At 53.3% G+C, this 25127-nt stretch carries 21 protein-coding genes; 10 read left to right on the forward strand and 11 right to left on the reverse strand.

All coding sequences use genetic code 11. The annotated features are described in order from the left end of the window. Positions 1–27: 27 nt before the first annotated feature. The 3 genes from C5Y83_RS14545 to C5Y83_RS14555 form a co-directional block, all read right to left on the reverse strand. Positions 28–1155, reverse strand: a complete 1128-nt coding sequence (locus C5Y83_RS14545; RefSeq protein WP_105330448.1) for a leucine-rich repeat domain-containing protein — start codon at positions 1153–1155, stop codon at positions 28–30. A gap of 139 nt (positions 1156–1294) precedes the next feature. Next, the gene (locus C5Y83_RS14550; protein WP_105330449.1) at positions 1295–2413 is read right to left on the reverse strand and encodes a leucine-rich repeat domain-containing protein; all 1119 of its coding nucleotides are present in this window, start codon (positions 2411–2413) and stop codon (positions 1295–1297) included. 238 nt (positions 2414–2651) lie between these two features. Continuing rightward, entirely contained in the window at positions 2652–3335 is a 684-nt protein-coding gene (locus C5Y83_RS14555) for a zinc metallopeptidase (protein WP_233207232.1), read from the reverse strand. A 297-nt stretch (positions 3336–3632) separates the two neighbouring features. Between C5Y83_RS14555 and C5Y83_RS14560 the strand changes: the two genes are divergently transcribed. Continuing rightward, a complete protein-coding gene (locus C5Y83_RS14560) occupies positions 3633–4742 on the forward strand; it encodes an ADP-ribosylation factor-directed GTPase activating protein isoform b (RefSeq protein WP_105330451.1) in 1110 nt (369 codons plus the stop codon). Positions 4743–4759: 17 nt separating this feature from the next. Here C5Y83_RS14560 and C5Y83_RS14565 read toward each other — a convergent pair whose 3' ends face one another. Then, on the reverse strand, positions 4760–5227 hold the full coding sequence (locus tag C5Y83_RS14565; RefSeq protein WP_105330452.1) for a hypothetical protein: 468 nt from the start codon (positions 5225–5227) through the stop codon (positions 4760–4762). Positions 5228–5460: 233 nt separating this feature from the next. Between C5Y83_RS14565 and C5Y83_RS14570 the strand changes: the two genes are divergently transcribed. The 4 genes from C5Y83_RS14570 (at position 5461) to C5Y83_RS14585 (ending at position 11562) form a co-directional block, all read left to right on the forward strand. Next, a complete protein-coding gene (locus tag C5Y83_RS14570) occupies positions 5461–6054 on the forward strand; it encodes a peroxiredoxin (protein WP_105330453.1) in 594 nt (197 codons plus the stop codon). A 291-nt stretch (positions 6055–6345) separates the two neighbouring features. After that, positions 6346–7578, forward strand: a complete 1233-nt coding sequence (locus C5Y83_RS14575) for a cytochrome-c peroxidase (RefSeq protein ID WP_105330454.1) — start codon at positions 6346–6348, stop codon at positions 7576–7578. Between the two features lie 310 nt (positions 7579–7888). Further along, positions 7889–10546 (forward strand): patatin-like phospholipase family protein, encoded by a 2658-nt coding sequence (locus C5Y83_RS14580; RefSeq protein WP_105330455.1) that lies wholly within the window; start codon positions 7889–7891, stop codon positions 10544–10546. Between the two features lie 179 nt (positions 10547–10725). Further along, entirely contained in the window at positions 10726–11562 is an 837-nt protein-coding gene (locus C5Y83_RS14585; RefSeq protein ID WP_146117781.1) for a hypothetical protein, read from the forward strand. A 110-nt stretch (positions 11563–11672) separates the two neighbouring features. Here C5Y83_RS14585 and C5Y83_RS14590 read toward each other — a convergent pair whose 3' ends face one another. Then, entirely contained in the window at positions 11673–11900 is a 228-nt protein-coding gene (locus C5Y83_RS14590) for a hypothetical protein (protein ID WP_105330457.1), read from the reverse strand. Positions 11901–12174: 274 nt separating this feature from the next. Here C5Y83_RS14590 and C5Y83_RS14595 point away from each other — a divergent pair, with 274 nt between their 5' ends. Together C5Y83_RS14595 and C5Y83_RS14600 are read left to right on the forward strand one after the other, a co-directional pair. Next, on the forward strand, positions 12175–13128 hold the full coding sequence (locus C5Y83_RS14595; RefSeq protein ID WP_105330458.1) for an ABC transporter ATP-binding protein: 954 nt from the start codon (positions 12175–12177) through the stop codon (positions 13126–13128). A 53-nt stretch (positions 13129–13181) separates the two neighbouring features. After that, a complete protein-coding gene (locus C5Y83_RS14600; protein ID WP_105330459.1) occupies positions 13182–15476 on the forward strand; it encodes an ABC transporter permease in 2295 nt (764 codons plus the stop codon). 8 nt (positions 15477–15484) lie between these two features. On the opposite strand, the gene C5Y83_RS14605 is transcribed toward C5Y83_RS14600, so the two are convergent. From C5Y83_RS14605 to C5Y83_RS14615, 3 genes are all read right to left on the reverse strand, one after another. Continuing rightward, complete coding sequence (locus C5Y83_RS14605; protein WP_158262366.1) at positions 15485–16942, reverse strand: DUF11 domain-containing protein; 1458 nt, start codon at positions 16940–16942, stop codon at positions 15485–15487. A 19-nt stretch (positions 16943–16961) separates the two neighbouring features. Then, complete coding sequence (locus C5Y83_RS14610) at positions 16962–17843, reverse strand: hypothetical protein (protein WP_105330461.1); 882 nt, start codon at positions 17841–17843, stop codon at positions 16962–16964. Positions 17844–18045: 202 nt separating this feature from the next. Next, positions 18046–19209, reverse strand: coding sequence for a hypothetical protein (locus C5Y83_RS14615; RefSeq protein ID WP_409994589.1), 1164 nt, complete (start codon positions 19207–19209; stop codon positions 18046–18048). Positions 19210–19506: 297 nt separating this feature from the next. On the opposite strand from C5Y83_RS14615, the gene C5Y83_RS14620 reads away from it, so the two are divergent. Together C5Y83_RS14620 and dtd are read left to right on the forward strand one after the other, a co-directional pair. Beyond that, a complete protein-coding gene (locus C5Y83_RS14620; RefSeq protein ID WP_105330462.1) occupies positions 19507–20376 on the forward strand; it encodes a hypothetical protein in 870 nt (289 codons plus the stop codon). Next, entirely contained in the window at positions 20376–20825 is a 450-nt protein-coding gene (gene dtd / locus C5Y83_RS14625; RefSeq protein ID WP_105330463.1) for a D-aminoacyl-tRNA deacylase, read from the forward strand. Before C5Y83_RS14620 ends, dtd begins: the two co-directional genes overlap by 1 nt. 2 nt (positions 20826–20827) lie before the next feature. Here the strand turns inward: dtd and C5Y83_RS14630 are convergent, their stop codons facing one another. Next, a complete protein-coding gene (locus C5Y83_RS14630; RefSeq protein ID WP_105330464.1) occupies positions 20828–21589 on the reverse strand; it encodes a metal-dependent hydrolase in 762 nt (253 codons plus the stop codon). A 253-nt stretch (positions 21590–21842) separates the two neighbouring features. Between C5Y83_RS14630 and C5Y83_RS14635 the strand changes: the two genes are divergently transcribed. Further along, complete coding sequence (locus C5Y83_RS14635) at positions 21843–22730, forward strand: CvpA family protein (protein WP_105330465.1); 888 nt, start codon at positions 21843–21845, stop codon at positions 22728–22730. Positions 22731–23122: 392 nt separating this feature from the next. Here C5Y83_RS14635 and C5Y83_RS14640 read toward each other — a convergent pair whose 3' ends face one another. Continuing rightward, complete coding sequence (locus C5Y83_RS14640; protein WP_105330466.1) at positions 23123–24115, reverse strand: acetyl-CoA carboxylase carboxyltransferase subunit alpha; 993 nt, start codon at positions 24113–24115, stop codon at positions 23123–23125. A 50-nt stretch (positions 24116–24165) separates the two neighbouring features. Then, positions 24166–25107 (reverse strand): serine/threonine protein kinase, encoded by a 942-nt coding sequence (locus C5Y83_RS14645; RefSeq protein ID WP_158262367.1) that lies wholly within the window; start codon positions 25105–25107, stop codon positions 24166–24168. Positions 25108–25127: the final 20 nt, after the last annotated feature.

The raw sequence follows: 25127 nt of genomic DNA on the forward strand, positions 1-25127 counted from the left end.
TCTCGCTGAATTAATCGGAAGAGCCGATCATTTCTTTTGAACCGGAGCGGACACCTTCATTTCGGGCCGCTGCTCGTTAAGCCACTTCACCCCCTCAGGCGTAACCTTCGTGTTGTATAGATAAACTCGATTCAACTTAGGCATCTTCACCAGATGCTTTAATCCGTCGTCGGTAATGTCTGAGCCACGGATGTATAAGTAATTCACCTCAGGCAAATCTTCGAGTGCCGTTAGTGAATCGTCGCTAATCGGTGTGTTGTAAATCTGAATTCGTTGGAGATTGGTGAGATCCTTCAGGGCCGAAAGATTATTGGTGCCTAGCTTGCAGTTCGTGAAGTTCAGATACTCGAGCGTTTCCAATTCATGGAACATCTCCAACTCATCCGCCGTGAACTCAGCATTCGAGATCGTCAGATTCTGTAGCTTCGGAATCTTCGCAATTCCTTGCAGCTCACTACCTTTTATAGCCCGTGAGCTGACATTCAAAGTCAAAAGCTCTTTCAGGTTTTCAATGCCATCCACCGACACGGCCTTGTTGCCACGGAGGTGTAAGACCAATTGCGTCAGTTTGGGCATCTTGGGCAGGGACTCGAACGAGGCTTCATCATCTCCATCGACATGAATGGAAAGTCGCTGCAGACTGGTCAGCTCTTCCAAGTACCATAGATAGGAGGCCTCGATGTCTCCGATCCGAATTTCAAGGGACTGCAGATTCGAGAACTCAGCGATGTGCTCCATGTCCTCGTTCTTCAGATTGTCCATGATGTACAAGTGCTGAAGCTCGCCGAACTGGGAAAGCGTCCCCCAGGTTGTTTCGTTGCGATCAAACTCGTTTGCCAAGTAAAGCCGTTCGACCTGCGGTAAAACCAACAAAGCCGCCAAGTTGTCGTCGGTGGCTTTCATCGCGTACAAGTTGACCGTGTAGGGAATTGAAGTTGGCTTCTCGGGCTGAGGATTCGCGAGACGGAAGTTACCAACACGCGGCATGCTGAAATGGATGCGAGCTCCGTTGCCTTGCAAATGAAGAATTGCCTGACGGATCTCAGGCGACTCGTACTTGCGTTCGTCTGCTTCCACATTGAGAGCGAGCGAAAGCGCGACAACCAGCGAGAAGCAACGAAGCGAGAAATTCCTCTGCAGCCAAGATTTAATCATGGTAGAGATCCTGCGAGCGACCAGATTCCGATTGGTGCCAAGCAGTCTTCATCGTACGCCATTGGCGGTCGATATGCGAGTTATTCTGGTAGCCTGCCCGCATTTCTACTTTGCCGAGAACCACCAATTGGCAGGTTGGTCATAGCCCCTGCGTTAGGACGAAATTCAACTCAGGCCGCTGTTCGCGAAGCCATTTGGCTCCCTCGGGGGTGATCTTCGTCCCACTTAGTCGAATTGTCTTAAGACTGGGCGAAGCAGCAATAGCCGGCAATGCTTCATCCGTAAGTGGCGCACCACGAACGTACAATTGTGTAAGCTGCGGCAGCTTGGCAAGCTGCACCAACATCGCATCGGTCAAAGCGACTTGATTCAGATCGATTCGACGTAGGTTTCGCATCCGAGCGAAGTGCTGTTCCCCGCTCGCAGGCAGATCGCAATGAAACAACGCTAGATGCTGTAACTGTGATAACTCACCGAACATCTGCATGTCAGAAGCGTCAAATTGTACGCTCGAAAGATTCAATCGCTCTAGGTTTGACAGTTGGCCAATTGTGCTCAAATTCCCCACAGGATGTTCTTGAGCGTCAAGTTCGATGGAGGTCACCGAATTCAGCCTCTCTATCCCGGCAAGTGAAACTTTTTGATCGGCGAGGAAAGCCAGTTCCAGATGCTTGAGATTCGGAATCGCCGGCATGCTATTTAGATAGTTCGGCGGCAGTGGCTGATCGACCGAAAGAGACAACGTTTCAAGTCCGTGCATCGCCTCTAAGTACCACAAGTTATCAGGCGAAAAATTCCCCAACCTGATCGCCAAAAGATTCAGTTCCTGAAACTGCGCGACCTGCGGGAGATCGGCGTTAGTGAGCTTGTCAACGATGTAGAGATTCTTTAATTCGCCAAACTTGTTCAACGTATTCCACGCCGTTTCGGTTCGTTCGAACTCGGGCCCTAGGTATAAGCTGTCGACCTCGGGAAGCACCAGCATCGCATCCAGGTTCTCGGGCGAAGATTCCATCCCCATGACGTTCAGCGTGTAGGTCGACGGCAGCCGCGCGGTGGTTACTTGATCGGCCTGACCAAGGCCAGGGACGACGATATCGATTTGGACTTGCCCGTTGCGATGCACTTCGGCGCCGCTGTGCTCTAAGACCTCGATTGCAGACTGCAATTCGTAGGGATCTTTGTCGCCGTAGTCCGCGATAGCCCATCCCGCGCAGAGGAGAAGGGCCCAAAGCGAAAATAGACCACGCACATGCATCGGCAGAATCCTTGCATGCCTTGCATTGTCAACAACTACGCAAGGCGAACAACAGAATAATGAAAAGGACGAACCCGGCGAGGTAGAGCCACAAGGGAGGTGGCTCGCCGGAGTTGTAGTCGGCATCTGGCATGCAACCAGTCTGCTTCAAGGCCTTGCGTCGCTCAAGGCTCTAATTGGGGGGCAGCAACGAACGCTGCCCCGAGAAATCGCATCTGGCACTACTTTGATGAAAATACTAATCACGCCGATTAGAGGCGATCATCAAGTAGTAAAGGAGCGTCATGATCGACTGAAGCGTAGCCGCGACATACGTTAATGCCGCAGCACTTAAAACATTGCGAACGGCCGGCATTTCCTCGCGAGGCACAATATTCAAGTCGACTAAGATCGCCTTCGCACGGCTACTGGCGTCAAATTCAACCGGCAAATTAATCAGCTGGAAGAAGACCACGCAGCTAAACAGGGCGATACCGGCGTATAAAAGCATATCAAACCGGAAGACAATCCCCAGAATGAGTAGAATAATCCCGGCGTTTGAGCCGAAACTGGCCGCTGGAACGGCCAAGTTACGGATGATCAGTGGCATGTAATGACGCGCATCTTGAATCGCATGGCCTGCTTCATGGGCAGCGATTCCCACCGCGGCAGCTGTTCGTTCCGAATAGACATCCTGGCTCAAACGCAGCACTTTCGCACGTGGGTCGTAGTGGTCGGACAGTTGTCCTGGGACACGTTCGATGCTGACATTATGTAGCCCAGCGGAATCCAAGATATGTCGCGCAGCGGCCGCACCAGAAAGGGGAGCGACCTGCTTCATTGCCTTGGCATAGGCACTACGCAGCCACAATTGAGCAATCATCCCCAGTATTAATGCCGGTGCAATGAACAGCAAATACCGAAAGTCGAAGATGAAGGGCACGTTTATTTCTCCTGAAGCGGATGTTGTTTTATTGGTACGCAGACCAAACGTCTGCAGTTTTGACAGGTTGAAAATGGCCGAGAAGATGTCTGCAAAATTCGGGCCATGTGGAATTATAAGCTGTGTCCATTCGGGGGCCATTGTGGCGTGTTGAACTCCGTTAGGAAACACGAAACTATCTTCTTCAAAACAGGTAAATACCCATCGCCAGGGGAGGGTTGTGAGTTAAATTAGAGAGTTCACGCGTACATTTCCTGTTATTTGCCTTATCCGTCCTAATCTGACCCATTGCTCTCCATGTTGGATCTCTCGAAACGACTGGCTTTTCTTTTTGTTATTGTTTTGCTGGCAAGTTGCCGGCCTGTTCCGCCCGAGCTTTCTCAGACGGCGCTTCCAATTTCAGCCTCGGAACACATCGATCCAGACAAGCTAAAAGAGCGCATCGACAATGTGCTCGACTTCACACTTCAGCATCGTCATCTCAATACACAAGATCACGCGGCATGGCAGATCTTGCACGGTAGTTTGGCCTACGGTCGCAAGTTCCCGGTGACTCACGAAGGGGAGGAAATCTCGGTTGTGGATTACCTCAGCCAAGGGGGCAAGATGAACGGCTGGACCATCGAACGTGGCAACAAGTTGCAATCTGGCGAAGGAGAAGAGCCCAAGTACGGCATGCGAGCCGTTACCGAACCTGGCACCAGGGCAGGGCAGGGACACTTCGATCAGTGGCTAGCCATTCTGTCGCAGTGCGACGTTCCGCCGGAAGCAACATTTGTTGTCGGCCCAGATACATTCACCATGACCAACTTTGTCCAGCAAGTTCAGTTGGACATCTCTCGCAATCACCTTCGCGAATTCAGTTGGACGCTCATCGGACTGACGAAGTACTTTCCTACCGATCACAGTTGGACCGACTCAACTGGGAAAGCCTGGAGCATCGCGGATCTGGCTCAGATTGAAGTCGAGCAGGGTCTCGCCAATGGAGCATGCGGTGGAACACATCGCCTGATTGGCTTATCAATGGCGCTAAATCGGCGGAAGCAAGCCGGCCTGCCGATTGATGGTCCGTGGGCAGCCGCGGAGCAGTTGATTCAGCAAAGCATCGAAGACGCCCGCAAATTCCAAAACCCCAACGGTGCTCTCAGCGTGAACTACTTCGCGCGAGCTGGCAGTTCCCCTGACTTAGCCGAAAACCTCGGCACCACGGGACATACGCTCGAGTTCCTCTCGATTTCGCTTGATGACCAGCAGCTACAAGAGGAATGGGTCCGTCGAGCAGCATCGTACTTATGCGAAGTCTTTGAGCGGACCGAAGAGGTTTCTCTAGAGTGTGGCGCCCTGTATCACGCCGCGCACGGTTTGGCCCTCTATCGCAATCGTGCTTATGGTCCTGGCGATGAGTAATCGGCCTGCTCAATTGATTACGCCGCATCCATGCGTGTCATCACGATCGGCAGCAGTTGGGGCGATCCACTTTCTTCGGTGAGAGTCATATTCTCAGGGCTGGTGAAGCGTAAGTGCAGGGTTGCCGCATTGTCTTCCCGGTCAAGACGCAGACGGTACAACCCTGGCGACGATTCCAGCACGGTGTAACCAACTTTCAACTCGTCCGGGCCGAAGGGACTTTTGCTTGGCATTGGCTCGGTCTTCAGCCGTAACTGGTCTCCCGACAGAAATTCGAGCGTCATGACGGCCACTTCCGTTCGCGGAGCCGTGGCGTTGCCACTCTCCGTTTCCCCTGCCGTTGGGACAAGTTCTTCCAACGAGATCTTGCCAGAAATGTTCACCGTTCCTTGCCATTTCCCTTGCAGGTGGTCTTCGGTCGCGGAACAGCCCCCTACCATCGCCAAAAAAGCAATTGCCAAAACTATCGAATATTTTTTGTCCATCGCTATTGCCTATAGAACAAGAATGTCAATAATGGTGAACAAGTCACCGAAAGTCGCGGCAGCCGTAAGGGCTGTCCCTGGCTCCATCTCCCACACCGTGATGTTGATTGACCGACAACCAACCGCCCCTTGCGAGTGCTAGGGGAACGTGGCACGATAACTGTTGGTCCCAACCAAATCCGGTTCCCCAGCTACCATAGTTTCAGCAGTACCCCAACACCAGGGAGAGTTTGATGAGTGTTTTAGTTACCCAGCCTGCTCCGGATTTTTCCGCCGAAGCCGTGATGGAAGATGGTTCTTTCAAGAAGATCAGCCTGTCGGATTACAAAGGCAAGTACGTTCTTCTGTTCTTCTATCCGCTGGACTTCACTTTCGTCTGCCCAACCGAGATTATCGCCTTCTCGGAAGCGATTGAAAGCTTCAAGCAATTAAACGTTCAAGTTTTGGGTTGCTCGATCGACAGCCACTTCTCGCACTTGGCTTGGCGTCAAACGCCTCGCAGTCAGGGCGGTATCGGCGAAATCAAGTATCCGCTCGTTGCTGACTTGGACAAGAACATTGCCAAGAATTACGACGTGCTGCTTCCTGGTGGTATCGCTTTGCGTGGCCTGTTCCTGATCGACAAGGACGGTGTTGTTCGTCATCAGGTCGTCAACGATCTGCCGCTGGGTCGTAGCGTGGAAGAAGCCCTCCGCATGGTTCAAGCTCTGCAGTTCTTCGAAGCCAACGGAGAAGTTTGCCCGGCTAACTGGAAAGAAGGCGCTCGCAGCATCAAGGCCTCGCCCGATGCCTCGAAGGAATTCTTCGAAGCGGAATACTCCAGCTAAGCGATCGCAAGCGATCAATATGAAAAGCTCCTAGCCTATGCTGGGGGCTTTTTTGATGCGCGGCCCCGAAATTCGTGGGAAATTTGCCAAACCGATTTCTTGATGCCGGGAACTTCTGCCATAATAAAAGTGTGATTTGAGCCGATCCTCCCACACGTCGGCATCAAGCAACGACCCACCCACTTTACCCTGCAATGCTGCAGGGTTCTTCAGGTACGCCAAGTTTACCTCACTTCAAGTCACCACGAACGTCTTGGCAGTCTTCCTGTTGAATCTAGGAGAAAACCACACATGAAATCGACGTGCCTGGCACTGGCGATTGCCGCCGCTTCGCTTACTCTTGCCAGCAGTATCTCTGCGGCAGAACCGTCGAACGCGGTCACCCTCGGCGATCCTTCTTTAACCGCTGGAATCCCTGGCGAAGGTCCGCTGACCATCGAAGAGATCAATAAGTGGCTGGCTGATCCAGCAAACCACGAAGAGTTGAAGGTCACCCTTCCATTCGGGCTGGATGCCGCCGCAGGGCAAATCACCGGACTCGATGAAAACCCGATGACACGCGCTAAGATCGAACTCGGGCGACAGCTCTATTTTGATACTCGTCTCTCCTCCGATAGTACGGTCAGTTGCGCTAGTTGCCACCATCCTGAAAAGGGATGGGCCTTCGACACGCAATTTGGCGTTGGTGTTGATGGTCAAGAAGGCAATCGTAACTCTCCGGTTTCTTACAACCGAATTCTCAGTGGCAAGCAATTCTGGGATGGTCGCGCGGCCACGCTGGAAGAACAAGCGATCGGTCCCATCGCAAACCCAATTGAAATGGCCAATACGCATGATGTTGCGGTCGACACACTGAAGAAGATTCCTGGATACAAAGTCCAGTTCGACAAGATCTTCGGCGATGGCGTGAACATCGAGAATGTCGGCAAAGCGATTGCCACCTTCGAGCGTGCCATCGTTACGGGTCCGGCTCCTTACGATTACTACGAAGTGGTCCGTAGCTTCCAACAACAATTTCCAGCAGAAGAGCTGAAGTACTTGGAAGAAGATGATCCCGAGCTCTACAAGAAGTATGCAGATGCTTTGAAGGGTGCGGAAGGCATGTCGGAAAGCGCTCGTCGCGGACGAGAAATCTTCTTCAGCGAGAAGGGCAAGTGCACCGCTTGCCACGCCGGCGCGAACTTTACCGACGAGCTTTACCACAATCTCGGCGTCGGTATGGATGCCAAGGAGCCTGATTTGGGTCGCTATATGGTGACCAAGGATGAAAAGGACAAGGGTGCTTTCAAGACCCCAACGATCCGAAACATCGCTCAGACGCCACCGTACATGCATGACGGGAGCCAAGAGACATTGGAAGAGGTGGTCGAGTGGTACGTGAAGGGTGGCCATCCCAATGCCTACTTGAGCGACAAGGTCCAGAAGCTGAACCTGACACAGCAAGACAAGACCGACCTGGTCAATTTCATGAAGGCTTGTACCGGCGAGTTCCCTGAAATTGAAACCGATCGTCTACCGAAGTAAGTGACTCGGTTCACGAATCATCGAAGCCCTGGACGAGCTGTTTTCGTCTAGGGCTTTTTTCGTGCGCTGGGCAATCGATCGTTGCTGGCGAGCCGATGACAGCAATGCCGGCAGCTGATAGCCCGGGCAACCCGCAACAATCGGCGATGAATTACGCAGAAATTGCTTTCGGAAAGGAGAACGTGATCGTCAAACTTTCACCACTTTGCCGATAAGGAAGATACGTGATTGTCTCGCCAGGGCAGGGGTGTCTATGGCTAGCAATCGATGACGTCCCCAAATTTCGCTGCGGCCATGGACGGAACGACGCATGAGTACCGGTGGTGAATTAATTCCCTACGATCCTAAATCGAAAAAGCCGCTTCCCTGGTGGAAGCAACTGGGCGAGTTCTTCAACGTTTCCGGCACATGTCGGTTTTCGATCTTCGGTCTGTTCTTGATGGTGACCATCGTCCCCATTTCCCGCTACGCGCTGCCGCTGCTGCTGGAAAACGGCCTCTTGATCGACAACTTCTCGCAAGCCATTCTCGCGTCGTTTTCGTGGTACGTGACGGCCGCTTTGTTGATCTTGCAGATTCGCGCCGCATGGGTTCACGGCGGCGAACGGTTCAGTTGCTGGACCGAGCTCAATGGTGAGGTCAAACTCCGCAAACCGCGCGACCTTGCCGGCTTGATGGAAGATTCACAGCGACGCGGCATGGGTTGGCCAGCCTGGCTTTACTTGACTTGGGTTTTGTTGCCGATGCCGTCCCTGTCGATGGTGGCCGATCTGAACCTGCGGGTAAACAATGGCTTCATCACGGTCGAAAGCCTGTACGGTGGATTCGTCTTGGGCGGAATTTTAGCGACCTTGTCGCTCATCCTCTTGAGCTTCCTTCGCAAATACTTCTTGCCAGGTGTGATTCCATTGCGAGGCATCTTTCCCTTCGAATCGATGCATCATCATCACGACCATCTGCTGGATAACCCGGAAGAGGTTGCCAAGCTTCCACGAGGCTTTGCCGTACTACTGGCCAAGATTGGATTGGTACGCGGACCTGGCTACTCGATGACCGATCCGTCAGGCACCGAACGGCCACTAGCGGGGCACCTGGAATTGGCGTTGCTACTCGGTTTGTTGCTCTCAACAACTTTCGTGTTGGGTATCTTCGAGCACATTCTTTTCCCAGGCAGCAATATCACCAAGGCGATTCCCACGATTGGTCACTTCGCGTTGATGGTGGCGATTCTCACCACAATTGCCTCAGGGATCGCATTCTGGCTCGACCGTTTCCGTTTTTCGACATTGCTGGCGGCATCCATTTTTGGTCTGTCTTTGTTTGTCGTCCGCGATTACGAGTTCCGTGTCGAGAAGGTGATCGAAACGGCGCCTAGCTTGGTCGATGCCATGGAAGCGAAGAAGATCCCAGCGGTGAATTCTCGCAATCCACGTCAACCAAGTCAGCGAACCTTGATCGTCGTTACTGCACCAGGCGGAGGAATCCACGCGGCGGCGTGGTCGGCAGAAGTACTAACGCGACTTGATCAGCGATGGCCCGAGACGTTTCGTAAGTCATTAGGCATGATTAGCGCGGTTTCCGGCGGTAGTGTCGGCACGATGTATTACGTTGACGGAATCAGCGATCCGGAAGGGGGCGTCCCGCTGGAAGAGGTTCGTCGTCGGGCGCAACAATCGACGCTTGAACCCATCTTCTTCGCGACCACTTTCCATGATGTCTTGCCGCTCACTCCTTTGGATCGTGGAACCGCGGCAGAACATTTCTGGGACTTCACATTACGATCGACAGGACGCCCCTCACCAAAACTGAGTTCCTGGGGGCACCAAGCAGCGAAAGGAGAACTGCCGGTCGTCGTCTTCAACGCAACCGACGTGAAATCAGGGCGCCGCGTATTACTTGGCTCTACAGCCCATTGGGAACATGGCGATCATTCGTCCGAGGTTGCTCATGAACATCAAGAGGCGTGTGCCGCGTTCGATCTGCGCGAACATCATCTCGACATGAAAGTTGCCACGGCGGTTCGATTGTCAGCCTCTTTTCCCTATGTCACGCCTATCAGCCGCCCTTCGAATGACGAAGATGGCCGACCGTTGATGCCATCGGTGCGAATGGGAGATGGTGCCTATGCCGATAACGATGGCATCATGACAGCACTGGAAAGTATTAGCCAGTTGATTGACAAGTTCAGTCGCCAAAAGCCAGAAGAACGTCCCTTCGATCGTATCTTGTTGATCAACATCGATAACTACGGCACCGAGGCAACGAACGCCATTTTCGATGAATCAGGTGGTCAATTGGAAGCATTAAGCTATGCCACGATCGGCCCACTACTTGGTCTTAGTAACGTGCGAGGTGCATCGCAGGCGGAACGAGGTAAACTCGAAGTCAGTTTCCTAGAAGATCGAACGATGACCGAGCAGGAAGTGATGTGGGTCCTGCATCATCTGAGTGGACGTGCAAACCGCGGTCTACAGGACAGCGGAGCCGAAGCTTCGCTTGGCTCAGAAGACTTTCAGTTCAACTCGCAAGCACGTCGCAAAGCAATGAATCGTCTTCAACAGATGGGTATCAACGCGGACGAAAGTGACGAAACTACTACCGTTAGTCGAACGGTTCCTGACCACGCCATCGCCGAACAAAGCGGACCGATTCGTCCACGGAGGAGTTCCGGCCCGGGACTCTATCCCATTCAATTCAAAGTTGTCACGGTGCCGTACCACGGTCACAACGATCCGCCGCTTTCTTGGAAGCTTAGCAGTGAGCAGATGAAAACCTACGAGCAAGCCTGGAACCAACTGACGGCTGAGGCGGATGCCTGGTCGACTGGATCCAGCCAAGACATCGACGAATCGGAGGACATCCCACCACTGCAAGCCATCGAAAACTGGCTCGGACCACCGGAAGGTAAGACGTCGCCGCAATCGATTGCAGACCGGCCTAGTCGCGAAGAAAGAAACTACCAACGGTAGTCAGCTCGATCGTGAACTTACACCAAAGCCTTGCCCGACGGTTGTTTGAGCAAGGCTTTTCTTTTGCGCAGGCCGATTGGCAATTCACGCAAAATATCACACGAACGGTTTAGAAACCTTCGGGCGGATATGATAGAGGCCGCTAACTGCGATTAATTGATTACTAAGTGGATCGCTTTATGTTCTGTTCTCGCCTCGTGACTTGCATCACGTTGCTGACACTCGCTAGTTCGTCGCTGGCAGAGCCCCCGCAAGTACCCATGTCACAACCGATCCGCGTAGGCGTTTTAAGTTCCGCCGCTGAGCCGGGCAGGAACACCAGCCAAGGTCTTTATATCCGTATCTTGCGAAAAGCCGGCATGGACGCCAAAGCGGTCTCAGCCGAAGCGGTGCGCGCGGGTGCGTTGGCTGACTTCGATATCTTTATCATCGGTGGTGGAAGTGGAACGAAGTTCAACCAATCGCTGGGGGCAAATGGAGGGGCGTTGGTCGAAGAGTTCGTAGAGCAGGGCGGGGGAGTCCTCGCCAGTTGTGCGGGCGGTTATTCGTTCGCTCGTGGGCATTCCGAAGCATTGGCTTACATCGAAATCGCGAATGCGATCATCATCGACAATAAGAATGGTCGCTGGGCCCGTGGCAAAGGGAACTTCGAAATTGCAACCGGCCTGGAAGCCCGGCCAACCGTCACGATGTTCTACGCCAACGGACCTCTTTGGCAGATCACCCAGGAACCTGGTTTCGGAGTGACCAAAGCCCTTGGCAGTTTTCAAACCGACATCAAAAAGAAAGAAGACCAGGGAGGGGTGATGCCAGGAACGCCGGCCATCCTGGGGGGAACCTACGGCAAGGGAAGATTTGTGCTATTCAGTGCCCACCCGGAGTTTCACTGGAGGTTGGGCAATACACCGCTGGTCGCCGATGCAGCACGATGGGTTGTTCGAGGCGAGCTTCAGTCGGGAGAAGAGATTACCTGGCAGACGGTTTTCCCGAGTACTGGGAAGGAAGACGAGAATTAGCGACTTTCAAACTCATGAATCAACGAAAAAGCCTCGGTCGACAGGCGTCGATCGAGGCTTTCGTGCATTCTTCTCTGATCCAATATATAGAACAGGGGAGGGGCCCCTGGTTAGTCCACCGTAATCCGTGGTAAGTCAATCGAGAAACCTTCCATTCCGTTCATCGCACCAAGGATGAACAGGACAACGAGTCCGATCAGAAGCAAGCTGGCCAAACCGCCGAGCGGTGCCATGTATACCGGATAGGGGCCATCCATCGGACGCGAGGCGTAACCGTAACTGGCACCACTAAAAGCAACCAGCATCACAACAATCAGCAAAATGATCCAAAGTGTCATCTGAGTCTCTCCTCTGACAAGTTTAATTGTTTCCGCGTCGTTCACCGTTCGGCTTTGCCGCAGAACTCGCGGATGTTCAAGCGTTGTTGTTGCCAACGAGAGAAAGCAAGTAGCGTGCCACTTTAGCTCGAAACGTTTTCGATCAATCTTGCCATTTCGTCGTAAGTTCTGAAGCTAAACGTAATTCCAATTGGTATCCCTCTCGCGAAACGGTTACCATCAATGTCTTTCTCCCCATCTTCCTGGTCGCATTTCGGCCGGTGTTTCCCATCTTATGCCAGACTCTATCATCGAAGTCCAAGACCTTCACAAGACTTATCGTGAAGGGCTCTTGGGTCGCAAGCAAGTCAATGCGCTGCGAGGCGTTTCTTTAGCCGTTCCGCGCGGTTCCATCTTTGGATTGCTAGGTCCCAATGGTGCCGGCAAGACCACGCTCATCAAAGTGCTGCTTGGCTTGGTGCGTCGCTCCTCGGGCGGGGGAACGATGTTGAATCGCCCGCTGGGTGATCGCGACGGTCGCCGACGTGTCGGGTACCTTCCCGAACATCACCGCTTTCCGCGTCACCTTACCGGCAACTCGGCGATGATTTATTACGGTGGTTTGAGTGGCATGAGCCGCCGCGAGGTGCTTACTAAACGACCTGATTTGCTGGAGCGAGTTGGACTGGCGAAGTGGGGCAATACGCCGGTTCATAAATACTCCAAAGGAATGCAGCAGCGACTTGGAATCGCTCAGGCTTTACTGCATAGTCCTGACCTGCTGATTCTGGACGAGCCGACCGATGGGGTCGATCCTGTCGGCCGAGCAGATGTTCGCCGCCTTTTGAAAGACTTGCAATCGGAAGGCAAAACCATCTTTTTGAATAGTCATCAACTACAAGAGATTGAACTGGTCTGCGACCAAGCCGCGATCCTGGCCAAAGGCCGTGTGCAACGTCACGGGACGATTGAAGAAATCACCCAACACCCCAACGCCCGGATCGAGTTCACGCTAAGAGGTTCGCTGGACGAAATGCAGTACGCGCTGACCGACGAAGAAACCGAACCATGGGAAGTCGAGTTCGGCGATGTCGCACGCGTCGTTGTTGCGGCCGAAGATCAAAAGACCATCAATCGCTGCCTCGATCGCTTACGACAAAAGCAAATTGACGTAATTGAGATGAAGCGTCTTCGGACCTCGCTGGAAGATGCCTTCTTGCATATCGTCTCCGAAGACAATCCCGAGTAGCTCGCTTGCTATCTTTTCATTTCCTTTCAGCTTGATCCCAGGCGACTCGATCTATGCGACCCTATCTGACCGTGATCTATGATTCGTTCCACGAAGCGTTCGTTTCACGTGTTCTCTATATCTTGCTTTTAGTCCTCACGCTTGTCCTACTTGCGGTTGCTCCGTTCGGTTACGACGAGTTGAAGCCGGCACTGTTTCATCGAATGAGTGTTCGCGACATTCCAGGCTTTCTGGAAGAGCTACGCAAACAAGAAGCTGCGGAAAGTCCATCGCCAGGCAAGCACATCATGACAATCGCCGGCGAACCACTCCAGAGGTTGGTTCATGATGATGAGAAAGAGGACGATGGTCCGTCACGACTCTCTGGTCGACAAGTCGATGAATTCGTGCAAGGGCTGAACGATCTATTAACTAGAACAGACCTCTACGACACGGAAGCTTGGCAGAAGATTGCTTTGAATAAGCAATGTCAAGATGCCATCGAAGAAGGGCCGGAGAATCTGCCTACACAAGACCTGGTCGAGTTCAACCGAATGCTCATGCATCAGGCGTTCTTCGTTCAACTCGGCCCGATTCCGAAAGAAGAGTTGTACCTCAAGTACGCCTTGTTCCAATTCCCAGAGCCACTGCCGATTTCCAAAAGCCTATTCGAAATGGCCGTGAATCTGACGCTTGCTGGATTCATCGATATCATCGTGGGCATGTTGGCTATCTTCGTCGCAATCCTGGTGACGGCCCCGATCATCCCACGAACATTTGAACCAGGAGCGATCGACTTGCTATTAAGCAAGCCGGTATCCCGTTCGTTGCTGGTGCTCGCTAAGTATTTCGGCGGGTGCGTGTTTATCCTGTTAACGGTCTCCTACTTTATTTTCGGCCTGTGGCTGATTGTCGGCTGGCGGTTCGATGTCTGGAGCCAGCCGCTGCTGTTATGCATACCAATCTTCATGTTCCAGTTCGCCATCTACTACGCGGTGTCGACCTTTGCCGGCGTGGTATGGCGTAACTCGATCGTTTCAATCGTGGTGACAGTGCTCTTCTTTCTCGCTTGCTTTACGGTCGGAACCACGAAGGTCTTTATGGAAGAGACCGCGATTAATCCAACCCGCTTGATTCGCTTGGTGCCAACGGATGATGCCCTGGTGGGTGTCACGCAGAATGGTAAGTTCGTCCAGTGGAACGAAACCCAACGTACCTGGGATGATGTATTGATTTCCGAACAACGGCGAGGACCTGCTTCCATCGTGATGCAATCGGTCCTGGTCGGTCCGATCTTTGACGCTCCGTCACAATCGCTGATGTACCTCGAGCAACCAGCAAATCGAGGACGCATGCGGCGAATGGGGTCTAGTGGCGGTCAGTTCAAGACCGCCAAGTGGACAGGCAACTGGGTTGCGGCCAACGTTCCCAATCCGCCAACCAATTCCTCGTGGATCATGAAGGATAGCGAAGAGAATGTGCTCGTCGTCGGTTCGGCCGGCGTGCATCGGTACGCGGGAAACGGCGAGGAAAAGAAAGCCAACTTCCTGGGGTTCGACATTCCGCTGGGCGGGAAGAATGCGTTCACTCGTTTGGGTCCAGACGACGGTATCCCTTATTTATCTCCCTTTGCAGCAGCCATTGATCCGACCTCGAATCAGATTCTGGTCGCCAATCAAGGGAAGCTTTACCTTCTGAGACCAAAAGAAGATGGCAAATATGTCGTTCAACAAGAGACGGAACGTGAAGCGAAAGGATCGGTAATCGTTGGGCTTACTCCCAAAGTCGCAATCGTGGCGACCGAAGAAGGCGACCTCGAAATTCGCGATGGCCAAACCTTGGAATTGCTCAATACCATTCGGCCAACCGGCAATCTCTCGCCAGCAGCGGTGGAAACGAGCCTCGATGGCGAGAAGCTCGCGGTCTTATTCCACAGCGGTGATCTTTGGCGATACGATACCGGGGCAGGGCAGGGGAGGTGGACCGATTCCGACGCTTCAGCAGTTGCGTTCGACAAGGATCGCATCTTAATTGCTAATGCCAAGACGCATGTCCGGATCGAGAATCTTGAGACGGGTAAGATCGAGCAAGCGTACACCCCGATCGCCGATTCTTGGCGACTAGCCTACGATTGGATCATCGCCCCGATCTACTATGTGTTCCCCAAGCCGGGTGAACTTAACAAGCTGGTGAAGTACCTACTCACCGAGGAATCGAACAATGCCACATTCGCCGGATTGGAAAGTCTCGGAGATCTTCGCGAAGTCCAATCAACCGACGACATCTTTCAGCCGGTCATCCACAATGCGATCTTCATCGCCGTGATGCTGACAATTACTTGTGTGTATGTCAGCCGATTAGATCTGTAAGCGGAAGCTTAGCGAACACGGCACTGGAAGCGAATCACGCCACCTTCGGCCTTGTCCAGCGGGTTGGTGATTTCCCACCGCAGCACTTGGCTGCCTGCTTCGTTCGCTTGGGTCATGAACTGAGCATCGATGCTGCACTGAGCCGAGCCTTCGACATATTCCAGACGAGGTGTCAGGTTGTCGATGATCGTCACGTTGCCCATCTGCTGAGTACCCACGTTGTCGAACCGCAACGTGAACTCGACAATCTCGCCACTTTCAGCAGCTCCCTTGTCGGCTACCTTGATCACCCGCAAGCGAGGTTCGCCAGGGATTTCAGACCAGACAAACTCTTGTGGGTTCACACCTTCGGCAACTTCGGAAGCACGGCTGCCCTCGATGGTGACTTGAACGCGTTGGTTCTCTGTCCACACAACCGCGTTTTGCAAGCTGGCGGCCAAGCGAGCTTTCTCGCCTTGCTCGAAGATGCCGTAGCGAATGATGCCCAAGTTTTCGTATGGCTTGAATTCTTCGATGAAGCGAGCCAATCGTTGGTTGTTGTAGAGGTAGACACCAGCGATGTCTTCTTCCAAGGCATTGGCCGCTTTGCCACCAACTTGACCACGCAGCGCCAGCGGCTGAACGACACCTGCGGGTGTTCCGTTGTGCTGTTGATTATTCAACTTCAAGTCAGCATCAAGTCCGGAAAGCTGACGTCCCAAGATATCTTGATTCAAGCCGGTCACTTTACGCACAGCAGCGAATCGGGGAGAGTACACACAGACGCGGTTACTCGGGGTGACAATGCGCTTACCGTCGAGCGTATCGTAGTGGCCGATCGTGTCTTCAATATCAACACCATGGACACCGAAATCACCATCGATTTCGGCACGTAGATTTCGGTCGCCACCGTCATATAGATACTCGTCTTCCGGCCAGCAAGGTCCCGCCTGGAAAGGAACACCAGCAGCGCGACATGCTTGGCAACCACCTAACGTGTCGCCATGCATGCAGATCGAATTGGGGTGTTGGCAACCAGGACCACACGGCGGCATCATCTGACCACGTGGAAACGCGTAGCTGACTCGCTGTGTGGGAACCTGCATCTGAGCCGCAGCCGGTTGCGTTTGTACCGGCATTTCGGCCGACGTTCGCTGAATACCGGTTGGTGGGTAATAAGGACTTCCTCCAGCGGTGTTCACCGGCGTTTGAGGAGCCTGAAACGTTTGCCCTTGATAGCGCGGCTGGAAGCTCGTTTGGCCATTCAGTCCACTGTCGGGTACGGCTTGGCCTGTCGCCACGACCGGGGCCGAATCATATTCGTAAGCAGGGTAGGGCTGATTGAACGTCATCCCCGGCTCAGGCTGAACAGGACCTTGTTCTTTCTGCTTCGCTTGGCGATTGAGCGAACAGGCCGAGAACGCCGCGCTGCATGTAAGCAACAAGGTGCAGGAAACGATCTTTTGCAGAGCAAAGTTTGTTTTCATCGATCGTGGCTTCCGTCGTCTATCGCTGCGAAGGGTACATGGCTTGCGGAGGCATGTTCGTTGGTGGCGCTCCGTAGGGTGCCGCGTAAGGATATGGCTGAGCGGCTTGCGGAGGTACGGCATATTGCGGCATCATTGGCCGTTGGGCTTGCATCGGCACTTCTGCAGCAGGGGGCGGTCCCATGGGAACCACGACACCACCTTCCGGCGGAGCAGGCACATCGCCGAAAATCTGAATCGGTGGCGATTGGTAAGTGAACTCGCCCGGCAGGTCGTCGGCCGTCGGACGACGAGATCCAAGTCGGAGGATGGCAACGGGTCGACCAAGGGCATCTGCCGTGACGATCGGATCTTGTCCGGCTTCGACCTCAAACCAAGGCTGGTAACTCGGTTCATACTTCGTAGGAATCGCCGTTCGCGGATTCTCGAGATAGATGACCCGCGTCACAAACTTTCCTTCCAGGGCATACTGAAGTTCTTCCTGGGTTATCTGAATCGGAATCGGGAATTGCAGTTCCAAACCAGCGGGCGGATAAGTCCGATCGATCACTTCGACCGATGGAAACAACTCGGCACCGGGCTGAAAAGGAATCTGGGTGATCCGGAAGCGATAAACGGCACCAATCAAACATCCAAACGTTTGCGGGGCCGGCATATCATCGGTGAAGTTGCCGTCAATCACCGGGGCAATCTTGGTTCCTTCCGGCAAGACGAGCTTGACTGGCTGAACGTAACCGGGAATGCCGCGTCCTTTGATGTTTTGGAGTTGGCCGATCGCACCAGGTGCGAGTCGTTCCGTAAAGAGAGGCACCGCTCCAGATTGAGCTCGACCGACGTTTGTTGCGGCGAGCACCATGAGGGTGGCCAGTAGCCAGATGCTTCGTTGTATTTTTTGTTTCACGGCGATCTTCTTCCCTGAAGGTCTGCGTGAGATCGGGGGATGAAATAAGGTTGGCTTGGAATGTCCAGCTTAAACGCCTTCCAGGCCTGGTTGCCGCTCCATGGAAGTAGGGTCGCGGATGGTTCTCCGCGACCCTGCTCCATTGCCATGGAGATTGGTCAGGTCAGCTTTATCGGTGCAGGGCACCACTGACCGCTTTTGCTTAGTAGCTACCTTGTGGTGGAACCCACTGGTGCATGTCCGAGACCGGCTGCTTCAAGTTTGGCGAAGGATGAATGTTCTCTTCGGTGATCCAAGCTCGGTTAGGCGGAACTGGGTAGCTTTGACCAGGTCGCTGCTTAACATGGATTGCAACCTTGTCGGTCGGGCCTGGGATGTGCATGTGCGTGTGATTCTTGATCACGTGCTTCTGCAGTCCAGCAGGTCCACCCAGCGGAATGTGCGGTGGGCCAGGCAGTCCAATTGGCGTACCGGTGATCGGCATACCGTAGGTTGGCGTGGTCACCCCTGCAACGTAAGGCACTGCATAAGGATTTGGCGTGGCAGCCGACATTCCCGGAGGAGGAGGCGAACCAGCACCCATCGGACCGCAGAAACCACCACCTTGGGCACCGACAGCTGGAATACCCATTGGCATTCCACCGCCCATCATGCCTTCAAAGTCTTCGCCGGGCACTTCCAGGTCTTTGTTACCAAGGCGAATAATGGCCATGATCGAACCGCGACGGTCAGCTTCGACAATCGGGTCGACGCCTGGATCCAAGCGAGTCGAGACCAAAGTTTCGACGTTGGCCAGGGCCAGCTCTTGGTAGTTCGGATCCGGCAGGTAAATAACCTTGGTCACGTAAGTACCACTTCGCACTTGAGCGAAGTCGTCTTCGGTGAACTGAACCGGAATGGCGTTGTGAGCCAGGAAGGCTTCGGTTCGCGGAGTCGCGAAACCAACTTCCAGAGTCGGGTAAAGTTCGACACCTGGTTGGCCTTCGATGTTGGTGATCTTCAGACGATAGATACCGCCTTGTGGGAAGTTCTTGGAGAACGGCACGATCTTCGGTTCGGAATCGTACATGCCAATTCCACCAATGTCCCAGCTAACCTGCATGCCGTCGGGCGAGACGAACCGCACTTGGCTGGTCCAGCTCGGTGCTGGCATTGGAGGCACCATCCCCGGAGCGATCGGCATGTTTGCCGAGACCGGTTGAATCGGCGGAGGTGCAAGGACGCCTGGTCCTGGTCCACCCACACCTGGGCCCGGTTGCATAAGTTGCTGCGCCGGAGGCAGGTTATGTCCCCCGACGGCCTGACAGCCAACACCGGCGACAGCCGTCAGGAGCATCAAGGTCCACATCCACATAGTTTGTTTCATGATTTCCCCCTCACTAAACCCTTGCTGCCGCGCCTTGCGGCGTGCTCCATGGCAAGAGCGGAGATCCTCTCAGGTATTCATACGTGACGAATGGTTGCGAGCGGTTTAGGACTACGCCACGTTTAGTTCCAAGGAACCTCACGAATGACGTGGACCCGGCCTCAGGGAAACCCTTACAATCCTCCGCGTTGATTCAGCGTCCGTGCTAAACCCTGCGGAGCGCAAGACTATCCCTGTTGCCAATAATGTTCGGCGCAGCAGGACAGGTTTCTTTGGGAAAACCGGCAAATCCCGGCAATGAAAGATAATCGCTTTAAATTAACAGCCATCGTCGCAATAGCACTGCTAGCGGTTGGCGTCGGTTTGGGAGCTGCTTCTCAGCGGTTTCGCGAAGATACGAACCCAGGCTCCAGGGCAGGGGGGGACCGCGAAATGGCGAGCGACCATCAACTCGATATCCAACAATTGATGGTCAATGTTATTGATCGTTGGCAGCAACAAGACGGGCTTTCTGCGGACATTACCTGGCAGATCGATCTGTTTGGACAAACCATCAGCGGTACAGGTGAATATACGCAGATCGGCCACGGACGTTCACAACGCCATGGCCTTGCACTACGTGGCCACGATTCCGCATCTTCCATCGAGCTTCAACAAGCCTTGCTAGCGTCCGCTCCGGTACTTTGGACCCAGTGGCGAACCAGCATCGAGCAATCGGCCTCCATGATTCGCTTGAACGAGATTACCTCGGTCGATTCCGACATGCCGCGAGCCGGTATCGCTCACTTGATTTGGCGACTTCAGAACACTTACGACCTGAATCAGATCCGCCAGATTCGCCAAGGCGATAGGCAATTCCTATTGGTTCAAGGAACGAAAAAGAAGAGTGTTCAGCATGAAATGGAAGTCCTGCCGTTTCTCAATTCCGAGGCAGGCGGCATCTCGATCTTAATAGACGCCTCGACCGGCTTTCCGCATCGTTTGCAATGGGAAAACTTTAACGGCATGCAGCGTAAAGCGATCGTCACAGTCGATCTACTTCGCGTCGTCGGCAAAGTTTCCAATAACCCGGAACTTTTGCAACCGAAGACAATCGTTCCAGATGCCAAAGATCAAACCGAGAACTATCGGATGGCAATCATGCCCGGGGCAGGGGGGCGTTACTGATGCGCGGGGTCGTTCAACGAGTCTTGGAAGCACATGTCAAAGTCGATGGCCAGGTCGTCGGTCAAATCGCACAAGGCTTGGTTGTGTTGCTGGGTGTAGCGGAAGGTGATACCGAAACTGATTTGAAATACTTGGTTGAGAAGACCATCAATCTGCGGATCTTCGAAGATGACGAAGGAAAAATGAACCGCAGCGTGATTGATATTGGCGGCAGTATCTTGGCGATCAGCCAATTCACGCTTCTCGGCGATTGTCGCAAAGGTCGTCGGCCGAGTTTTATTACAGCTGCCAAACCGGAAGAAGCGAACGCGAAGTACGAAGACTATGTGCGACTCGTTCGTCAGCAAGGTGTCACGGTCGAAACGGGAATCTTTCGTGCCGACATGAAAGTCCAGTTGATCAATGACGGACCTGTCACGATGATCCTCGATAGCACCAAATTACTTTGAGGTTATCGATTGAATGTCGGCAACGGTTCCGTGGCGATCTGCGGTGACGGCTGTTCGGGTTCGGTAGCAAGCTGTTGCTGAATTTCATGCTGAGAACGATGAAAGTGATAGCGTTCCATCATCACCGGATCACCCACAGCAATGAATATTAAGGCAATGAGCTTGCCATAGGTCGATACATTCGACCATATACTCTTGGGATACCAGAACTTAATCGCGGTACCAAATGACTTCTTAAAATGGAAGTGCGTTCCCTTCCACTCGACGCTCCAGATTTCGTCGAGAATCAAGTGCACCATGAAGCCGATGAAGACGGCCGCACTTTTGAAAATTCGTGTCTCAAGGTTCTCACCTGAAACGACCAGAAACGCCAGCAAAGTACACGAAATCGCGGCAGGAATACTGTGCCACATTCCGCGATGAACCGTGTATTTCCTGAAAATCTCGACCACGCCAAAGCGAATCGTAATGTAAACAAGCGCACCGGCTAGCGCGATGGCCTCAGCGTTCAATCCCATATGCTGAAAGCGATCGACCATCAGCATCGGAACCACTGCGGCCAAGATCGAACTTGTTTCGCGTAGTGGTCGCCCCGATCCAGAATCGAGGTCAGGCAGAATTCCGGCCAAACTGCAGAGTCCTGTTGCCAGCATGCATGTGATCACACGATTGGGCTCTGGCGTATCGAGCAGCGTGTACCCGGCCAGACCAACCCCAACGCCCACCACGGTGCTTGTTGCAATGTGTGTGTTGAAGTCGGCCATCGATCCTCTGCCTTTAAAATTTTCTTGGTTAGCCCCCCTGCCAGTGCGTACGATTCGGGAGCCCATTGGTGTTACGGGTACCTGCACGACAAGAGTTCGCCTCTTGTACCGAAATGTGTGTGATCATTTCCAGAGCAGCTTTCCCCGCATCCGCTAGCAGTGACGGAAACTGACCTTCGGTTTTCCGATTTAGACGCGTATACTTTCTCGACTTCGATGGGCGAAGTTTTCAGAAGCTACGGAACGGCGAATTATGGTTACCTACGATTTCATCATGTTGGCAATTCTCGCAGGCGCAGTCTTGTGGGGTTTGTACAAAGGCATGGCCTGGCAAATCGCCTCGGTCGCTTCGCTCGTGGTTAGCTATTTCGTCTCGATGCAGTTCCGCGAACAAGTTGCGACGGCACTCGGCCTGCAACCACCCTGGGGAAACCTGGCCGCGATGCTGGGAATCTACATCGGAACTTCGATGGTCATTTGGATCATCTTTTCGCTGATTAAGAAAACGCTCGACAACTGGGCACTGAAAGATTGGGATCGCCAGGTCGGCGCCGGAATTGGTTTCGCGAAGGGCGTGCTTCTATGCATCATTGTCACCATGTTCGCGGTGGCCATGACCAAAGACGAAAGCCGCCAGCAGATCGTGAAATCAAAGTCGGGCTACTACATCACGAAAACCATCCACACGCTTCACGGCGTGATGCCAGCAGAAGTAAATGAAGTCGTCGGACCGTTTATTGAACGATACGATCAACGTGTCAACGGACAGAATCCAGACTGGTTTGCGGATACCGGAAGCGGGTCGAGCGGGGGAGAAAACACGACCATCGACCCAGCCAATTTCAATCTCCAGCAAGAGTTCCAGAACTTCAAATCGAACGTCCAAAACCAGATTCAGAACCGAGTCCAAAGCGAGGTCCAAAACCAGGCCGGCCAGGTTCAGAATTTCGTGAACCAGACGATCGAGAACCCACAAAACGTTCAGTCGAATTGGCAACAGTACACAGGCCAATATCAACAGCAGCCTCAGGGTTATTATCCGCCGCCAATGAACGTTCCGTCGAACCAACAGCCGAGCGGAAGTTTCTATCCACAGTATGGCCAGCCACAACAGCCAGGACCGTACGAACCACAGCGATAAACGAAGGCCAGCTGAGAAACCAAGCTCCATCTTCCCTACGTCAGGGAAGAAGGGGCCAGAATCGGGAAATGAGTATTTCCCGGCAAAAACAGGGCTCGAACCGCACATAACAAACATTATCGGACGTTGTAGTGGGGGTTCTAACTAGGCCAGGCAATCTGCCTCTGGGCCCTACTCTCTCATGAACTTCATTGCCAGCGAGCCAAGATCAAGCTCTCAGAATCGGCTCTCACGCGTTCGAAATGTTTTGTGAGGCAGTCCTCATCCGAGCTCACGCAGCGCCGTTCTGAGTTGTGATTTCGAACACGAATTTCGAAACGAAAAAGCCGCCGCGAAGATAATCCGCGGCGGCCGAATTTGAAAATGAATTTCGTTGCCAGAGATGGCTTCTGCTAGCTCGCTGGTTCGCCTTCGGTGGCTTCCACTTCGCGTTCCAAAAATACACCCATTTGGCGGAACTTGTCGTATCGTCCATCGACCAGCTCGTCGGTCGGTTTGGCGAGCAACTCATTGACCGTTTTGGTCAGGTACATCTTCAGCCGACCAGCCATTTGGTGATGATCACGATGAGCACCTCCGAGTGGCTCTTCGATCACATCGTCAACGATCCCAAACTTGGGCAGATACTTCGAGGTGAACTTCAGGGCCTCGGCCGCTTTGGCTTTGAACTCGTGGCTCTTCCACAGAATGCCAGCACAGCCTTCTGGACTGATCACCGAGTAGTAAGCGTGTTGCAACATAGCCGTCCGATCGGCGACGCCGATACCTAAGGCACCACCCGAACCCCCTTCGCCAATGACGACCGAGATGATGGGCGTCTTCAGGCGTGCCATCACGAACATGGCATCTGCAATCGCCATCGCCTGACCACGCTCTTCGGCGCCAACACCTGGGTACGCACCTGGCGTATCGATGAATGTAATCACCGGCAGGTTGTACTTCTCGGCCAGCTGCATCTTTTCGATTGCCTTCCGGTAACCTTCCGGATGAGCACATCCAAAGTAGCACTCGCTACGCTCTTTCAGGTCACGTCCTTTGAAGTGCCCAATGAACATCACCTTGTGTTTGTCGAGCTTCGCAAAACCGGTTCGCAATGCGCGATCATCACCAAACTTGCGATCGCCATGCAGTTCAACAAACTCATCGAACACGAGGTTCAAATAGTCAGCTGATTGCGGTCGCTTCTGATGGCGAGCGACTTCAACCGTTTGCCATGGCGAGAGATCGCTGTAGATCTCGCGAATGGTATCCGTCAGTTGCTTACGAACATTACGGATCTCGTCGTGTCGATCGGGAGAATCGCTCTTGGACGATTCCAACTCTTTCAGTTTGTTCTCAAGTGTTTCGATCGGCTGTTCAAAGTCGAGATAAATCGAAGTGCTCATGAAAGCTATCAGTGCTCCAGGCAATGAATAAAATGCCAAGTCGGTGGCGATTAAGCCTCACCCGACTCCGAGGATGAATTGTCGCTACCGGTCGCCGCCTCTTGCTTTTCCCGTTCACTTAGCGATGCCGGTTTGCGAGGCGGAATGCGGTACATTTTCGTGTTCTTCAATAGTCGCACGAACTCGTCCATGGTATCGGGACGTTGGTTCGGGTCTTTCGCCATGGTTCGTTCGATCAACGCCGAAAACTCAGGCGTGACGTTATTGTTAGCTGCCTGCAGTGTCGGAACGGCTGCCCGCAAATGCTTGTCTAACAAGTGATCCGGGCTGGTGGCGGTGTATGGAACTTTACCACTGATCAATTCAAAGACGGTACAGCCATAGCAATACATATCCGCGCGGCCATCTAACGCCTTACCACGGATCTGTTCAGGCGACATATAGCTACGCGTGCCCTGAACATTACCCTTCACCTTCGATCCGCCACCAAACAACTTGGCCAGGCCAGATTTCTTTTTCTGGGCGATCGAGAAGTCGATGAGCTTGACGTTCCCTTCCGTATCCAACAGAAAGTTGTCTGGCTTCACATCGCAATGGACCCAACCTTGTTCGTGCATGTAACCGAGTCCCTTGGCTCCATCTTCCACGATCTTCGGCGCCCAGTAAGCAAGTTCCTCTACCCCTTCGCGAATTGCCATCTTCATGTTTCGCGAGATACAAAACTCGAGGCACAAATAAGAGACGCCGCGAAAGCTATCGAATTCGTACACATGAATGACGTACGGATGATCGAACTTGGCAGCGACCGTGTGTTCGTGCTTTAGTGCCGCGATCTCGGATCGGTCTTTCAAGTAATTGTCGCGCAGTGCTTTAATTGCTACTCGCCGATTGTCCAAGTCGTGAATTGCTTCCCAGACCTGGCAAGTTTGACTCGCGCGCAGCATTCGCACCAAGCGGTACGGACCGATGAAATTTCTTCCTGCAGTAGCCACCGATAAGAGTATCCGTGCGG

Origin of the sequence: Blastopirellula marina, assembly GCF_002967765.1 — a bacterium.
Lineage (GTDB): Bacteria > Planctomycetota > Planctomycetia > Pirellulales > Pirellulaceae > Bremerella > Bremerella marina_A.

What these genes read in the sequence shown, in the direction of transcription:
- C5Y83_RS14545 (WP_105330448.1), bottom strand. Translation starts at nt 1,155, where the DNA reads ATGATTAAATCTTGGCTGCAGAGGAATTTCTCGCTTCGTTGCTTCTCG.
- C5Y83_RS14550 (WP_105330449.1), bottom strand. Translation starts at nt 2,413, where the DNA reads ATGCATGTGCGTGGTCTATTTTCGCTTTGGGCCCTTCTCCTCTGCGCG.
- C5Y83_RS14560 (WP_105330451.1), top strand. Translation starts at nt 3,633, where the DNA reads ATGTTGGATCTCTCGAAACGACTGGCTTTTCTTTTTGTTATTGTTTTG.
- C5Y83_RS14565 (WP_105330452.1), bottom strand. Translation starts at nt 5,227, where the DNA reads ATGGACAAAAAATATTCGATAGTTTTGGCAATTGCTTTTTTGGCGATG.
- C5Y83_RS14570 (WP_105330453.1), top strand. Translation starts at nt 5,461, where the DNA reads ATGAGTGTTTTAGTTACCCAGCCTGCTCCGGATTTTTCCGCCGAAGCC.
- C5Y83_RS14575 (WP_105330454.1), top strand. Translation starts at nt 6,346, where the DNA reads ATGAAATCGACGTGCCTGGCACTGGCGATTGCCGCCGCTTCGCTTACT.
- C5Y83_RS14580 (WP_105330455.1), top strand. Translation starts at nt 7,889, where the DNA reads ATGAGTACCGGTGGTGAATTAATTCCCTACGATCCTAAATCGAAAAAG.
- C5Y83_RS14585 (WP_146117781.1), top strand. Translation starts at nt 10,726, where the DNA reads ATGTTCTGTTCTCGCCTCGTGACTTGCATCACGTTGCTGACACTCGCT.
- C5Y83_RS14590 (WP_105330457.1), bottom strand. Translation starts at nt 11,900, where the DNA reads ATGACACTTTGGATCATTTTGCTGATTGTTGTGATGCTGGTTGCTTTT.
- C5Y83_RS14595 (WP_105330458.1), top strand. Translation starts at nt 12,175, where the DNA reads ATGCCAGACTCTATCATCGAAGTCCAAGACCTTCACAAGACTTATCGT.
- C5Y83_RS14600 (WP_105330459.1), top strand. Translation starts at nt 13,182, where the DNA reads ATGCGACCCTATCTGACCGTGATCTATGATTCGTTCCACGAAGCGTTC.
- C5Y83_RS14605 (WP_158262366.1), bottom strand. Translation starts at nt 16,942, where the DNA reads ATGAAAACAAACTTTGCTCTGCAAAAGATCGTTTCCTGCACCTTGTTG.
- C5Y83_RS14615 (WP_409994589.1), bottom strand. Translation starts at nt 19,209, where the DNA reads ATGAAACAAACTATGTGGATGTGGACCTTGATGCTCCTGACGGCTGTC.
- C5Y83_RS14620 (WP_105330462.1), top strand. Translation starts at nt 19,507, where the DNA reads ATGAAAGATAATCGCTTTAAATTAACAGCCATCGTCGCAATAGCACTG.
- dtd (WP_105330463.1), top strand. Translation starts at nt 20,376, where the DNA reads ATGCGCGGGGTCGTTCAACGAGTCTTGGAAGCACATGTCAAAGTCGAT.
- C5Y83_RS14630 (WP_105330464.1), bottom strand. Translation starts at nt 21,589, where the DNA reads ATGGCCGACTTCAACACACACATTGCAACAAGCACCGTGGTGGGCGTT.
- C5Y83_RS14635 (WP_105330465.1), top strand. Translation starts at nt 21,843, where the DNA reads ATGGTTACCTACGATTTCATCATGTTGGCAATTCTCGCAGGCGCAGTC.
- C5Y83_RS14640 (WP_105330466.1), bottom strand. Translation starts at nt 24,115, where the DNA reads ATGAGCACTTCGATTTATCTCGACTTTGAACAGCCGATCGAAACACTT.